The organism is Streptomyces sp. NPDC001914, assembly GCF_042891215.1.
In the GTDB taxonomy this organism is placed as follows: Bacteria; Actinomycetota; Actinomycetes; order Streptomycetales; family Streptomycetaceae; genus Streptomyces.
Map to the genome: position 1 here is coordinate 77,402 of NZ_JBIASW010000003.1, position 14,685 is coordinate 92,086.

A 14,685-nucleotide genomic window follows, 5' to 3' on the forward strand; every position below is an offset into this window, starting at 1 on the left:
CGACGGTCCCGGCCCCCTGCGCCCGCCGGTGTCCGGAATCCGTTTCGCGGGACTGTGCGTCCTATTGGGGCGGACGCGTGCCGTGTAGCTTCTGCGCATGCCAAGATACGCGGAGCCCGGTGCGGTCCAGTGGGTCGAGTCGGGCGGCGGGCCGCTCATAGCGATACCGGAGACGGTGCTCCCGTTCTGGTCCGGGGCCGACGGCGACGACCTCTCCTGCGACTACGACCGGGCGTGTGACGTCGACGGGCTCATCGGCCTTCTGCCCGTGGGCGACACCAGGGCCCTGGTCCTCGGCGACGATCCCGCCTCGACCGCCTACCTCCCCGAGCACGACGCCTTCGTCCGCTGGTGCGCCGCCGATTCCGAGGCCGACCTGCTCGCCCTCGTCCCGGCGGCGCTCTCGCAGGCCCGCTGGGAACAGGAAGTGGAGTGGAGGGTGCCGGGCCCCGTCGTCCTCTTCGACGCCGCCCGGCCCGGCACCGCCTCCGGGAGCGCGGACCATCTGCGCGTGATCCTCGAACCGGGCCGGTACGGGGTCCGGGCGGCCCGCGTCGAACCGGGACCCGAGACGTGGGTCGGACTCGTACACCTGCGTCGGCTGACGCCCTGAGTTCCTGAGGTCCTGGCGCCTCAACGCGTCCTGCGGCCTCGGCGGCGTCCCGGCGCGGGACACCGCCGAGGTCCCGCGGTCATGCGCGCGGCGGCCGGGAGACGGCCGCCGCGCGGGGCGGTCAGAGCCGGGAGAGCTCGTCCACCAGGTCGTCCAGGCCCAGGGAACCCTGGGACAGGGCGGCCATGTGCCAGGCCTTCGCGTCGAACGCGTCACCGTGGCGCTTCTTCGCGTTCTCACGGCCGAGCAGCCAGGCGCGCTCGCCGAGCTTGTAGCCGATGGCCTGGCCGGGCATCGTGAGGTAGCGGGTCAGCTCGCTCTCCACGAAGTCGGCCGGACGGCTGCTGTGCGCGCCGAAGAACTCCTGCGCCAGGTCCGGAGTCCACCGCTCGCCCGGGTGGAAGGGCGAGTCGGCGGGGATCTCCAGCTCCAGGTGCATACCGATGTCGACGATGACCCGGGCGGCCCGCATCATCTGCGCGTCGAGATAGCCGAGCCGCTGCTCCGCGTCGTTCAGGAAGCCGAGCTCGTCCATCAGCCGCTCCGCGTAGAGCGCCCAGCCCTCGCAGTTGGCGCTGACCTGGCCGACGGTCGCCTGGTAGCGGGACAGGTCGTCGACGACGTACGCCCATTGCGCGAGCTGGAGGTGATGGCCGGGAACGCCCTCGTGGTACCAGGTCGAGACGAGGTCGTAGACGGGGAAGCGGGTCTGCCCCATCGTGGGCAGCCAGGTGCGGCCCGGCCGTGAGAAGTCCTGCGACGGGGCGGTGTAGTAGGGGGCCGCCGCACCGCCGGGCGGCGCGATGCGGGACTCCACCCTCCGTACCGGCTCGGCGAGTTCGAAGTGTGTGCCGTCCAGCGCGGTGATCGCCTCGTCCATCAGCCCCTGGAGCCACTGCTGGACCTCGTCGACGCCCTCGATGTGCCGGCCGTGCTCGTCGAGGTGCGCGAGAGCGACCCAGGGGGTGGCCGCGCCGGGCAGGATCTTCTCGGCCTCGGTCCGCATCTCGGCCAGGAGGCGGTGGTACTCGGCCCAGCCGTACGCGTACGCCTCGTCGAGGTCGAGATCCGTACCGTTGAAGTAGCGCGCCAGCCGCGCGTACCGCTCCTGGCCCACGGTGTCCGGCGCGCCCTCGATCGTCGGCGCGTACACATCACGCATCCAGTCCCGCAGGGAGATCACGGCCTCGGTCGCGATCCGCGCCGCCGCGTCCAGCTCCTCGCGCGCGGAACCGGGGCCCGCCGTCACGAAGTCCTCGAACCAGCCGAGGCCCTGTCCGTCCGTGTCCGACCACTCCGTGAGCTGTTCGACGAACGTCGCCGTAGGACGCGGGCCCGCGTACAGCTTCCGGTCGAGCCCCAGCGCGAGGGACTCCCGGTACCCGGCGAGCGCGGCCGGCACCGCGCGCAGCCGCTCCGCGACCGTGGCCCAGTCCTCGTCGGTCTCCGTCGGCGTCAGGGTGAAGACCTGCCGGACCGAGTGCACCGGCGTGTGCAGGTTGCCGACCGCGCGCAGGCCCTCGCCGGCCTCGTGGACCGCGAGCGCGGCGGTGAGCCGCTCACGCAGCAGCCGGGCACAACGGCGCTCGATGTCACGTTCCGCGCCCGGCCGACGCTCCGCCTCCTCCAGCCGCGCGAGCGTCACCCGCGCCAGCTCGGCGACGGCCTCCTGGCCGGCGGGCGAGTTGTCGGGAAGCCTGCCGTGGCTCTCCTTCACACCGAGATACGTACCGAGAACCGGGTCGAGGGCGATGAGCTCGTCGACGTACGCGTCGGCGACCTCGCGGGGCAGCGGGTTCTTCGTCTGTGACATGCGCACATCCTCATACGGGCATGGGCGCCGCGTCAGCCCGCTCTACCGGGCTTCTCACCGCATCAGCCGGATTTGGCCGGGGACGATGTGCCCGGCGGCGCGGGCGGCAGCAGGGGGCCGCAGTCCCACTGCTGGAATATCAACCGCGTCTCGACCCTCGCCACCTCACGCTGCGAGGTGAACTCGTCGAGCACCAGCCGCTGCAGATCCGCCATGTCCGCGACCGCGACATGCACGAGGTAGTCGTCGGGGCCGGTCAGATGGAAGACGGTCCGCGACTCCGGCAGCAGCCGGATCCGGTCGACGAAGGGTCCCACCAGCTCCCTGCGGTGCGGCCGGACCTGCACGGACAGCAACGCCTCCAGACCGCGTCCGAGCTTCGCCGGGTCCAGCCGCAGCTGATGGCCGAGAATCACTCCTGCCCTGCGCAGCCTGGTCACCCGGTCGAGACAGGTCGACGGCGCGACGCCGACCTGAGCCGCGAGATCGCGGTAGGTCGTCCGGGCGTCGTTCTGCAGCAACCGCAACAGATGAAGATCCACCGGATCGAGTACGACAGAATCGGCCATGGCGCGAACGTAACACGGGATGCGCCGCCGAAAGTCCGCCCGGTGTTCAGGCTTCCGCGCATGGACTCCGTTGTGTACGACACGCAGGGCGCGCAGGACGCGCAGGACGACCTGAGCGGAATCGGCCAGGTCATCACGGCTCCGGCCAGGGCACTCGCCACGGAAGCCGTGCACGCCGGCCGGGAGGATCTGGCCGCACTGGGGCTGCACGCGGCCCCGATCGACCTGTCCACCACCTACCCCTCGTACGACAGCCGCGGCGAGGCAGCCCGGATCGACGCCTTCGCGGCCGACGGCGCCGAACCCGAGGGCCCGCCCGTCTACGCCCGCCTCGGCAACCCCACCGTCGCCCGCTTCGAGACCGCGCTCGCGCGCCTCGAAGGCACCGAGAGCGCCGTCGCCTTCGCGAGCGGCATGGCCGCCCTCAGCGCCGTCCTCCTCGTACGCAACGCCATGGGCCTGCGCCATGTCGTCGCCGTCCGCCCGCTGTACGGCTGCAGCGACCACCTCCTGACCGCCGGGCTGCTCGGCACCGAGGTCACCTGGGTCGACCCGGCCGGGATCGCCGACGCGCTGCGGCCCGACACCGGTCTCGTGATGGTCGAGTCGCCGGCCAACCCGACGCTCGCCGAACTCGACCTCCGTGCCGTGGCCCACGCCTGCGGGACCGTCCCGCTCCTCGCCGACAACACCTTCGCCACCCCCGTGCTGCAGCGCCCCGTCGAGCAGGGCGCGCGGCTGGTGCTGCACAGCGCCACCAAGTACCTGGGCGGTCACGGGGACGTGATGGCCGGCGTCGTCGCGTGCGACGAGGAGTTCGCGCGCAAGCTGCGCCAGGTGCGCTTCGCGACGGGCGGTGTGCTGCACCCGCTGGCCGGCTACCTGCTGCTGCGTGGCCTGTCGACCCTGCCCGTCCGGGTCCGGGCCGCCTCGTCGAACGCCGCGGAACTCGCCCGCCGGCTCTCCGACGATCCCCGCGTCGCCCGCGTCCACTACCCGCGCATCGGCGGAGCCATGATCGCCTTCGAGGTGCACGGCGACCCGCACGAGGTCATCGCCGGCGTCCGGCTGATCACTCCCGCCGTGAGCCTCGGCAGCGTGGACAGCCTCATCCAGCACCCGGCCTCCATAAGCCACCGCATCGTCCCCACGGCGGACCGCCACGACGCGGGCGTGAGCGACCGGCTGCTGCGCATGTCCGTGGGCCTGGAGGACGTGGAGGACCTGTGGTCCGACCTGGACTCGGCGCTGGGGCTCCGCGCCGGGGCATGAGCCGGGGGAACGGGGGAGGGAGCGCCCCCGGCACCGTGAAGGTTGCCGGGGGCGCTCCCTCGTCCGGGATCAGTTCGTCGGGCAGGGGGTCCAGGGTGTGCGTGCCGGTGCACTCGTGGACGAGCACCACGGCGTCCGGGCCCAGCGCGGACTTTCCGGGCTAGCTGCGGCGCTTGCCCGTTCCCGCGCCGCCCGTCTCGGTCGCCGTTCCGTACTGGGCGTAGCCGTCACCATGGTGCTGGGCGTACGGCGACGTCACCGACGACGTCTCCAGGCGGGCGGTGATGACCAGGGTGCCCTCCTCGATCTGGTAGTCGAGCGGGAGGCCGAGGCCGCGCATGGCGGCGACCATGCCGGTGTTCGACGCCTGCGTGACGGCGTACACGCTCTCGCAGCCGGCCTCGACGGCCATCGCCACCAGACGGCCGAGCAGTTCGACGCCGATGCCGCGCCGCTGCCACTCGTCCTCGACGAGCAGCGCGACCTCCGTCTCGTCGCCGTCCCAGAGCAGATGGCCGAGCCCGACGATCCTGCCGGACGCCGTCCGCACGGCGAGGGTGCGCCCGAAGCTGGGGCTGAGCAGGTGGTTGAGGTACCGGTCCGCGTCCCCGACGGGGCCGTGGTACCGCATGCTCAGCGTGCGCGGCGAGCAGCGCTCGTGCATCTCCTTGGCGGCCTCCAGATCGGAGACGTCCGCGCGACGCACGGTGATCGCGTTGCCCTCCGGCAGCGTCAGCATGTCCTGTCCGAGCGGAACGCGCGGGCCGAGCCGCGCGTCCAGCTCGACCAGCGCCCGTGCCCGGGCGAACTCGGTGGGGGTGAACGGCAGATACGGCCGCTCGACCGTGATCACGCCGCCCTGCGGGGCGCGCAGCCGCATCACCGTGTCCTCGAGCGCGCCCTCCACGGGAGCCCCCTCCGTCGCCCGGCCGGAGACGGGAGAGGTGGCGGGCAGTGAACGGATCGTGCACCGGCCCAGCAACTGCCGCAGCGCCAGCGGCAGTTCGGAGGCGTCGAGAGCGGTACGGGTGGCCAGGCCGAGCACCCGGGTCGGCGCGTCCACCAGATCGTGGGCGTCGGCCCGCTCGATCCAGGTGGAGCTGCCGCCGGCCTGTGCCACACCGCGGGTGATCTCGGAGGTGGCCAGCTCGGCGGGCGCGCGCAGCAGGAACTCGTCGACCGTGCCGTCGGCCAGCGGGTGCGTCTGGAGGCTCAGGATGTCGACCCGGTGCCGTGCGAGCGCCGTGCACAGCGCCGCGAGCGAACCCGGGGCGTCCTTCACCGTCGTACGCATCCGCAGGAGCACCGTCGCCTCGACGGCGGGCAGTGCCGGGGAGGCCGCCGCGTCCTCCCCGGGAAGCGCGCCCGTTCGCCCGTCCGAGGGCGGCCGGGCGCCGGTATCGCTCGTCGGCGGCGCGTGACCGTGGCGGCGTGCCCACCATGTGTGGAATCCCGCCGTGGCGGCCAGGAACACCGCTGAGATCACCAGCAGCGCTGGACCGTCGGGCCCGTGCCCGATCAGATTGGCCACGCCGTCCGCGACCGCCACGGCCGTGAACAGCGCGGCGAGTTCGACGACGTCCCGGCGCCAGTGGTGAACGGGCCGTCCGTGCTTCGCACGCGTCACATCAGACATGTCTGGAGTCATACAGTCACTGTGAAGGAACGGTGTTGCGTGATCACGAACGGCTTGTGACTGATCGGTTAAGTGTCGTTCTGTCCGTTTTGAAGTTCTTTTTACGGGGCTTTTGCCTCGAACGCGGGACGTGGCCGCCCACCTGGTCAGAGACGCCGGACCGTCTCCGGCGTCCTGCGAAGGTCTTGTGTGTCGGGCGAGGCACCTTCCGTGTCACGTGACGGCCTGCTCTCTTGAGGGCCTCTCTCAGGCAACGGCCCCCGGTGTCAGCGCGGTCCGCAGCCGGCGGGCCTGGATCACCACCCTGGACGAACCCCGTTGTCCGGCGGCACCGGCGAGATGCGGGAGATCGTCACGCGCCCCGGACCGCTCGGCGCAGTCGGCGGCGACCGCCAAGAGGTCACCGAGCCCTCGCACGGCGGCACCGCCCGCACCGTCGGCGAGGTCGGCCAGCACGACCGGCAACAGGCCGCGCAGCACCGCCCACACGGTGGCGTACGCACCCGTGGCCGCCGCCGTGCGGATCGACTCGGCCAGCCGGGACTTCTTCAGCGTGCCCCTGCGCACCAGTTCCCCGAGGTCCGCGCCGAGCCGCCCGGCGTCGAGCTGACCGCGGGCCGCGAGGACCAGCAGGGCGTCCACCGCGGCGAGCCGGTCCTCCGGATGCCGGGCCCCGAGCCCGTACGCCACACACAGATGCAGTGCCTCGCCCGCCGTGCCGTCGGCCTCGGCGAGCAACGGCAGCACCGCCGCACCCATGCGGCCGTCTTCCAGCACGGCCGTGCTGAAGTCACGCAGCAGACGCGCCGCCACCAGTTCCCGGCGTCCCGGTACGACGGCGATCCAGTGCTGCTGGTCCGTGGCGCCCCAGTGCCGGCAGTACGAGCGATCCTTGAACACGGTGAGTGGGCGGCCCAGCGGCCGGAACTCCCTGGGAAACAGCCCTTGTATCTCTTCGAGCTCGCCGAGTTCCAACAGAACGCGGAGGCCATGGGTCCGTCGGCGGACCACCGGGAGCAGGGGGCCCTCGGAGGTGAGCCACTGCGCCAGCCGGTACCCCTCCGGGCTGCCGAGCGTCCGGGCCCGTGCCGCGGCCGCCGACACCGTCGCGGCGTCGTCGCGCCGCACGCGCAGAAGGGCCTGCGCGAAGTCTGCCGGGCCCGGCCGGGCGTCGAGCCGTCGGTACTCGGTGAGGCGTTCCACGAGTTCGTCCGGCTCCAGCAGCCCGCTGTCCCAGGTGGGAGTGGCCAGCAGGAACGGCATCGGATCGGTGCGAAGACGGTGGGCCGCCTCCCACAGGCGCGCGTCGACGGCGCGGGTGAGCGCGGTGTGGTGGCAGTCCCCGCTCGCCGGTCCGTGCTGCACCGCCGCATGGAGGGTGTCCATGCCGACCCCTTCGAACAGGGAGGCCAGGACGACTTCGAGACCCTGCGCCGACTCACGGAAGACGCGGTTCACCACCGGGTAGCTCGGTTCGCGGTCCCTCCACCAGCAGCGCGCGACCACCGGACCGAGGGCCTTCACCAGCGCGTCCCGGTCACGGTGGGCATGGCGGACCAGGCCGTCCAGGGCACGCTCGAACGCGGCGACCCCGCCACCCGAGGCCAGTATCGCGCTGACCTCCTCGGCCAGTTCGGCCACCGACTCCGGAGCCGCCGCCAGCCGCTCCCGCTCAGGAACGGGCGGCAGCACCTCTTCCTGGACCGTCTCGGCGGACACGGCGCCCTCGATGCCGAGGACCTGCTGGGCCCGCAGCCGCAGTCCCGGGCTCAAGTCGGCGCTGAGCTCGGCGAGTCGGCCTCGCGCGTCGTCGGAGGCGGAAGGCGCGTCGGAGGAAGGCGTGCCGGCGGAGGCGGAAAGCGCGACGGCATGGCGCTCCAGCAGCTTCAGCGCACGCTCCTGCATCTCCGTGTCCTCGTGCCCGAAGGCTTCCGCGACGACGGGCAGCAGCACGTCCGCCGCGGACGGATCACGTCTCAGGACCTTCCCCAGCAGCACGAGCTGGGCGCGCACCAGCTTCTTCTCCGTACGGAAGAGCACGCCCGAGGACATCTCGGCGAGCTGCCTGAGCGTCAACTCGTCGTCCAGCGCGAGCGAGGCGAGCACCGACTGCGCGTGCCAGGCGACGGCCGGCACGGCCTGGCAGGCGAGCGCCGTCCAGTCGGCGACGCGCTCGCGTTCCTCGTCACGCGTCGGGGCCAGCGACGACAGCAGACGCACGAACACCCGCTGGTCGGCCGGGACGCCACCCCGCAGCAGCCGAGCGACACAGGCGTCCACCAAGACCTTGCGGTCGAGGGTCCCTTCCTCGGCCAGCTCCGCGAGCGCGTTGTACCAGCTCCCCGGTCCGTCGCCGAACACCCAGGCGATCTGGATCGTGAGGCCCGCCGACTCGAAGAACGCGCTGATCATCTCGGACAGATGCGGTTCCTTGCGCAGTCGCTGCGCCACGCTGCCGCCGCCGGGCCACGAGCTGCCGACGTGCAGCAACCAGCCCTCGATGTACGCATCGGTCGCGGGAACCGGGCAGCCGGACAGCCCCACCAGGCCCGACAGCAGGGCGAACGGGACCTGGGACGTCGTCGGCCGGGCGGCCAGGCGGTGTGTCAGATCGGCGAGCCAGTCGGACTCGCGGTCGCCGAGGACATGGAGCAGGACACCGGGGGATGCCTGGGACCAGCGCATGTCGGCGCCGGCGATCCAGGCCGCCGCGCCGGCGGCGCCCGTGTGACACGCCGCTCCCGCCGCATGAAGTGCGGGATGGGCCACGCGGGAGGCCGCGTTCCACGGCGCGGACCGCAGTTCCTTGCGCAGCTCCTTCAACGCGGGCAGACAGGACCGGCGTTCGGCATCGGTCATCCCGTCCAGGAGCCCGGCGGCCTCGACCGTCCGCCCCGCCCGTACGGCTTTCATCAGCGCTTCGTCACTCATCGTCCATGGCCCCCGTCGAACGGAACTTCCTGGAATTTCTGGTCCTGTCCCGTGCCCCGCCGTGCCATCCGCACCGCGAGGGCGTGCTTGCACGGCCCGCGGCCGCCCCGGTACTTCGCCCACCAGAGGCAGGAGCAGCTCAGCGTTCCGGCGTCGTCGCGGACCCGGTGCACATGTCCGTCGTCCGCGGTCACCGTGCCCATGGCTCCGTCCAGGGCGACCGCACCCGCGGAGACCAGGGCGTGGGCGGACTTCAGGCGCGGGTTGTGCCGCTCGGCCCGCCCCGCGTCGTAGGGCAGTTCCCGGTGGAAGTACGCGGCTTCCGCAGTGTCGTAGCCCACGCGGCCCGATGTGCCCAGACGGACCAGGGCGGCTCTCACCCGCTCGGCCGGCAGGCCGGAGGCGGCGGCCAGGTCGCCCACGTCGACGCGCGGCTCCCAGGCCAGCAGGACCGCGATCGGCTCGGCGTCCTCGGCGGCCTCGTGGGTGGCGAGGGCGTCCAGCACCCCGCCCTCCCCGGAGAAGCCCCGGGACGCGTCCGGCGAGAGCGTGAGCGTCAGCCGCATTCCGGGGAGGACGGCTTCCCAGGCGCCGGCCAGTGGGGCGGCGTTCCCGGTGACCGGCGGTCCGTAGACGCGCAGGGCCGTCGCGTGGCGCAGCACCCGCTGGAGAGCGACCAGCCGGTCGGGTCCGGGCAGACACACGGCTCCCGGCACCGGCCGGGTCGTCGGACGCAGACCCCGGCCCACCGGCACGACCCACTGGGGGCCGCCGGACCTGCCGCGCACGGGGCCGCGCGGGAGCGAGCGCAGGAACCGCACGGCCTCCGCCGCGGGCAGCTCGGCCCGCAGGTCGAACCCGGCCGCCGTCACCTGGGCCTCGGCGAACCCCCGCAGCCAGCGGTCGGGCAGCGGCACCTTCTTCTCCACCACCGGTCCGTCCAGTGTGGTGACGGCCATGTCGTCGGGGCCGACCCGAAGATGCAGCGGATCGTCCGTGCCGATGCGGGAAAGGGCCTCGCGCAGCGGGTTGTTGACGTCGACGTTCGTCGTCCCGTGCCCGATCTCGTCGCCGTCGAGGCCCGGTGTCAGCACGTCCAGACGCGCGTACACCCCGCCGCAGCCCGAGAAGGACTCGAAGCGGAGACGGTCACCGTTGCCCGTGACCACCGGATCCAGGGACGCCGGCAGCTGAGGCTGGTAGTAACGCGCGGCGGCCACGTCGGCGACCGCCAGCAGCCCCGCGGCGGCCACCTGAGGTGAGGTCAGGAAGCCCGCGAAGAAGCGCGGATGGTCCTCGATCCCCGCGGGCGTGGCACCCCGCGAGGTCTCGAGGCCCAGCCGCCGCCCACCGGGCACGGACTCCAGAGCGGAGGGTCGGGTGTAGGCCACGGCCTGCAAAGATCGCGTCATGCAAAAACCGTAGATCCGACCACTGACAATCCTCCCTGACCTGCGAAGACTTGTCGTGAGGTCGACGGAGGGTGAGCTCACGCGGTGGGTCCGCCGTGCCGGGTGGCCGGGGGGGCCGGTGTGCCGGGCACGGCGGCTCGGGGTGTCTACTCGCCTACGCGGCCCGGCTGGAGTGTCTGGGTGAACAGCACGGTTCCGTCCTGTTCGCGCAGGCGTACCGTCAGTTCGCCGCTGCCGCCGTCGATGTCGACCTCGCCGAAGAACTGGTAGCCGCCCGCGGGCGAGACGTTCGAGGCGACGGGTGCCTTCACGAAGACCCGCTCCGGTCCGAAGGTGGCGTCCAGCGCGCTCGCCGGAAATGCTCCGGCGTTCAGCGGGCCGGAGACGAACTCCCAGAACGGCTCGAAGTCGGTGAAGGCGGCCCGCGACGGCTGGTAGTGCTGCGCCGAGGTGTGGTGCACATCGGCGGTGAGCCACACGGTTCCGGTGATCCGCCGGTGCTTGATGAACCGCAGAAGTTCGGCCAGTTGAAGTTCGCGCCCGAGCGGCAGGCCGGGGTCGCCCTGCGCCACGGCCTCGATGTTCGGCTGTCCCTCGGTCGTGTCCGGCACGACGAGGCCGAGCGGCATGTCCGCGGCGATCACCTTCCACACCGCCCGCGAACGCGACATCTCGCGCTTCAGCCAGTCCAGCTGCTCGGCACCGAGGATGCCCTGCGGATCCGTCGTCTGAATGTCCGGTGAGTTGGCGTTGCGGTAGGTGCGCATGTCCAGCACGAACACGTCCAGGAGCGGGCCGTGACGGACGACCCGGTGCACGCGTCCTTCCCGGTCGCCCGGCCGCAGCGTCGACACGGGGAAGTACTCGCCGAACGCGCGCCGCGCCCGCGCCGCCAGGACGTCGACGCTCCTCTCCGTGTAACGCGTGTCCGTGGTGGCGACCACCTCACCGGGGTACCAGTTGTTCCGGACCTCGTGGTCGTCCCACTGGATCACGGACGGCACCTGGGCGTTGAACCGCTTGAGGTTCTCGTCGAGCAGGTTGTAGCGGAAGTTGCCGCGGAACTCCGCCAGCGACTCGGCGACCTTGGACTTCTCCTCGGTCGTGATGTTCCGCCAGGTGCCCCCGCCGGGGAGCGCGGCCGTCGCGGCGATCGGTCCGTCCGCGTAGATGTTGTCGCCGCTGCACAGGAAGAAGTCGGGATCGAGGCGGGCCATCGCGTCGAAGATGCGGTAGCCGCCGATGTCCGGGTTGATGCCCCAGCCCTGCCCCGCCAGGTCGCCCGACCACAGGAAGCGCACACCGCCGCGCCGCCCGTGCGGAGCCGTGCGGAACGTCCCGCTCACCGGCTCGCCCGTGCGCCGGGGGTCGTCCGGGTCGGCGAGCACGACGCGGTAGTGGATCTGTTCACCGGACGGCAGCCCGCGCAGCCGGGTGGTTCCCGTGAAGTCCGTGTCCGCGCCGAGCAGCGGACCGTGCCATCTGCGCGGGTTCCGGAAGGAGGCGGTCGCCGAGGTCTCGACGATCATCCGCGCGGGCCGGTCGGAACGCACCCACACCAGACCGGAGTCGGTGGTCACGTCGCCGGTCTGGACGCCCCAGCCCGCCGTCGGCCGGCCGGACAGGGCGGACGCCGGCGCCGCGCCGAGCGTGGTGGGCAGGGTCAGTGCCGCCGAGGCGGCCAGGGAGCCGCGCAGCACGCTGCGGCGATGGGGGAACGAGCTGGACGGATGGTGCGCCATGGATACGCCTCCGGGGACGGATTCGGCCAGTGTGCAGAGCCACACCTACTGGTGCGCCGCAGCGCGCACGCAAACCACGGGTGAACAACCGGCCTTGGGGTGTGGAGGGCCGACATGCCGCCCATGGAGTCGCGCCCAAGGAGCAGCGCCCACGGAGTGGCGCCCGCTGGCCCGCAACTACGTTGCCGCGTCTACTGGGCCGCAGCCATGGTGCCGCCCGTGGAGCCGTGCCGGCCGGGTGACCGCGTCGCCGCGCCGCGTCGGCCAAGAGGCACCCACCCCGTCCACGGCGTCTCAAGGCGCCGACGACCCGTCGAGCGCGCCCCGGCCGTGCACGGCCTGCGCCATCAGCCGCACGCCGTCCCGTATCCGTGCGGGCGGCAGATGGGCGTAGCCCAGCACGAGTCGTACGCCGTCCGCGGCCGTCGCTCCGTAGTGCGACGTCGGCCGGACCACGACACCGGCCGAGGCCGCCCGTGCGAGGAAGCGGTCCTGTGGCCCGTACCGGCCGGGCAGCGCGGCCACGACGTGCAGACCGGCCGCGATGCCGGAGACCTCCGCACCCGGAAAGTGCTCCGTCAGGGCGGTGACCAGGACGTCACGCCGCTCCCGGTAGGCGCGCTGGCAGCGGCGCAGGTGCCGGTCGTAGTCGCCGCGTTCGACGAAGCGGGCCAGGAGCGCCTGGTCGAGGACGGGGTTGCCGAGGTCCATGGTGCGTTTGCGCTCGACCACCTCCTCGAAACGGTCCGCAGGGACGAGGAGCCAGCCGAGCCGGAGCCCGGGCGCGAGCGACTTGCTGACCGAGCCCGTGTAGGCGACGCGCTCGGGGTCCAGCCCCTGGAGGGCACCGACCGGGGCACGGTCGTAGCGGAAGTCCCCGTCGTAGTCGTCCTCGATCACGAGCCCGTCCACGGACCGGGCCCAGTCGAGGAGTTCGGTCCGGCGCCGCGCCGAGTACGCGATCCCCGTGGGGAACTGGTGGGCGGGTGTCGTCACCACGGCTCGTACACCGGAGGATTCGAGCGGGGCGATCGCGAGACCGTCGTCGTCGAGCGGCAGCGCCACGGTGTCGACGCCGGCCGAGGCGAACAGCGAGCCGAGGTCCGGACTGCCGGGACATTCCACGCCGACGCGGGGTGTCCCGCGCGCGTGCAGCGTGAATCCGAGCAGTGTCATCGCCTGGGCGACCCCGGAGACCACGACGAGGCGCTCCGGGTCCGCGACCACACCCCGGCGGCGCACGAGGAGTTCGGCCAGGGCCGTCCGCAGTCGCGGCAGACCGCGCGGGTCCGGGTATCCCAGCGTCCGGTGGGGCAGTTCGGCCAGGACTCCCCGGTGCGCGGCGGCCCAGGCGGAGCGCGGGAACAGCGACAGGTCGGGGCTTCCGGCTACGAAGTCGGCCCGCACGCCCGCCGCCCCCGGGGCACGGTCACGCGCGCGTGGGCCGACGCCCCGGACCGCGCCGCCGACCCAGGTGCCGGACCCCCGGTCGCTGCGCAGATAGCCCTCCGCCGTCAACTGCTCGTACGCCTCGGTGACCAGCCCCCGCGACACGCCGAGATCCCCGGCCAGCTCGCGGCTGGACGGCAGCCGGGTGCCGGGAGCGAGCCGCCCGGAGCGGACCGCCTCGCGCAGCGCGGCCTGAAGGGTGCGTCCACGCGCGCGCGCCGGAGCGGACGCGGCCGGAAGGAGCAGCTCCCACGCGGCCGTCCACGGGCGCGCCGATTCCGCCGGACCTGCCGGAGCCGCGGCCGGACCTGCCGGAGCCGTGGCCGGACCTGCCGGAGCCGTGGCCGGTGCTGTCGGAGCGGGACGCGGTGGCCCGCCGCGATTGGTCCCCGATGACGTCATGGAAGTGGACCTTAAACCGGGCCACGCCCGTTCATAGCGTGACGGTCATGAACGCCACCACCGCCCGGGGCGCGCTGCTCGCCGCCCTCGCCTGTGTCCTCGTCGGAGGGTCCTTCACCGCCAACAGTCTCCTGGGCCACTATCCGTACGCGGGCGGCCAGTTCCTGCGTTACGGCCTCGCCTGCGTCCTTCTGCTGCCCCTCGTCGGCCGGGGCGGTGTCGCCCCGCTGCGCCGGCTCACGGCCCGCCAGTGGGGGCGGCTCGCGCTGGTCGCGGCCGTCGGCATGGTCGGCTTCAACCTGGCGGTGCTCGCCGCCGAGCGCACGGCCGAACCGGCGGTCCCCGGCGTCTTCGTGGGCTGCGCCCCCGTCGTCGTCGCGGTGCTCGTGCCCCTTCAGGAGGGCCGCCGTCCACAACGCCGTGTCCTGTACGGGGCGTTGCTGGTCGCCCTCGGCGCCTTCACCGTTCAGGGATGGGGCCGCACGGACGCGGCCGGGATCCTCTGCTCGGTGGGCGCGCTGGCCGGGGAGGCCGGCTTCGCCGTGCTCGCCGTACCGGTTCTGCGTCCGCTCGGGCCACGGCTGCTGTCGGCCACCGTGTGCGCCGTCGCCGCGGCCGAATCGGCGCTGGTCGGGGTGATCACCGACCGCGGAGCGTGGCTGCGGGTGCCGGACGCGACCGAGGCGACCGCCCTGCTGTGGCAGGCGGCGGTCGTCACGGTCGTCGGCTTCGTCTGCTGGTACATGGGCGTGCAGCGCATCGGCGCGGAGCGCGCCACGCTCTTCTCCGGCCTCATCCCGGTCTCCGCCGCCGGCACCGCGCCGTTCGTGGGCACGGGTGCCTACG

Annotated in this window: 9 protein-coding genes and 1 pseudogene; 3 read left to right on the forward strand and 7 right to left on the reverse strand. The window is 72.9% G+C overall.

The annotated features are described in order from the left end of the window. Window positions 1–97: 97 nt before the first annotated feature. Window positions 98–613, forward strand: coding sequence for an immunity 21 family protein (locus tag ACFYYF_RS09620; protein WP_388773169.1), 516 nt, complete (start codon window positions 98–100; stop codon window positions 611–613). 121 nt (window positions 614–734) lie between these two features. Here ACFYYF_RS09620 and ACFYYF_RS09625 read toward each other — a convergent pair whose 3' ends face one another. Next, entirely contained in the window at window positions 735–2,426 is a 1,692-nt protein-coding gene (locus tag ACFYYF_RS09625) for a DUF885 domain-containing protein (RefSeq protein ID WP_388773171.1), read from the reverse strand. A 62-nt stretch (window positions 2,427–2,488) separates the two neighbouring features. After that, entirely contained in the window at window positions 2,489–2,995 is a 507-nt protein-coding gene (locus ACFYYF_RS09630) for an Lrp/AsnC family transcriptional regulator (RefSeq protein WP_361684260.1), read from the reverse strand. A gap of 60 nt (window positions 2,996–3,055) precedes the next feature. Between ACFYYF_RS09630 and ACFYYF_RS09635 the strand changes: the two genes are divergently transcribed. Continuing rightward, on the forward strand, window positions 3,056–4,267 hold the full coding sequence (locus ACFYYF_RS09635; RefSeq protein WP_388773173.1) for a trans-sulfuration enzyme family protein: 1,212 nt from the start codon (window positions 3,056–3,058) through the stop codon (window positions 4,265–4,267). 160 nt (window positions 4,268–4,427) lie between these two features. Here ACFYYF_RS09635 and ACFYYF_RS09640 read toward each other — a convergent pair whose 3' ends face one another. The 5 genes from ACFYYF_RS09640 to ACFYYF_RS09660 all read right to left on the reverse strand — a co-directional run bounded on the left by ACFYYF_RS09640 (window position 4,428) and on the right by ACFYYF_RS09660 (window position 13,839). Beyond that, a complete protein-coding gene (locus tag ACFYYF_RS09640; RefSeq protein ID WP_388773175.1) occupies window positions 4,428–5,903 on the reverse strand; it encodes a GNAT family N-acetyltransferase in 1,476 nt (491 codons plus the stop codon). Window positions 5,904–6,149: 246 nt separating this feature from the next. Next, window positions 6,150–8,834, reverse strand: coding sequence for a DUF6493 family protein (locus ACFYYF_RS09645; RefSeq protein ID WP_388773178.1), 2,685 nt, complete (start codon window positions 8,832–8,834; stop codon window positions 6,150–6,152). Then, on the reverse strand, window positions 8,831–10,246 hold the full coding sequence (locus tag ACFYYF_RS09650) for an SWIM zinc finger family protein (RefSeq protein WP_388773180.1): 1,416 nt from the start codon (window positions 10,244–10,246) through the stop codon (window positions 8,831–8,833). The genes ACFYYF_RS09645 and ACFYYF_RS09650 overlap by 4 nt, the downstream gene beginning before the upstream one ends. A gap of 146 nt (window positions 10,247–10,392) precedes the next feature. Next, window positions 10,393–11,988 (reverse strand): alkaline phosphatase D family protein, encoded by a 1,596-nt coding sequence (locus ACFYYF_RS09655; RefSeq protein WP_388773183.1) that lies wholly within the window; start codon window positions 11,986–11,988, stop codon window positions 10,393–10,395. A gap of 294 nt (window positions 11,989–12,282) precedes the next feature. Next, entirely contained in the window at window positions 12,283–13,839 is a 1,557-nt protein-coding gene (locus ACFYYF_RS09660; RefSeq protein ID WP_388773186.1) for a PLP-dependent aminotransferase family protein, read from the reverse strand. A gap of 47 nt (window positions 13,840–13,886) precedes the next feature. Between ACFYYF_RS09660 and ACFYYF_RS09665 the strand changes: the two are divergent. Further along, window positions 13,887–14,675, forward strand: a pseudogene (locus tag ACFYYF_RS09665) (DMT family transporter); the annotation flags it as partial. Window positions 14,676–14,685: the final 10 nt, after the last annotated feature.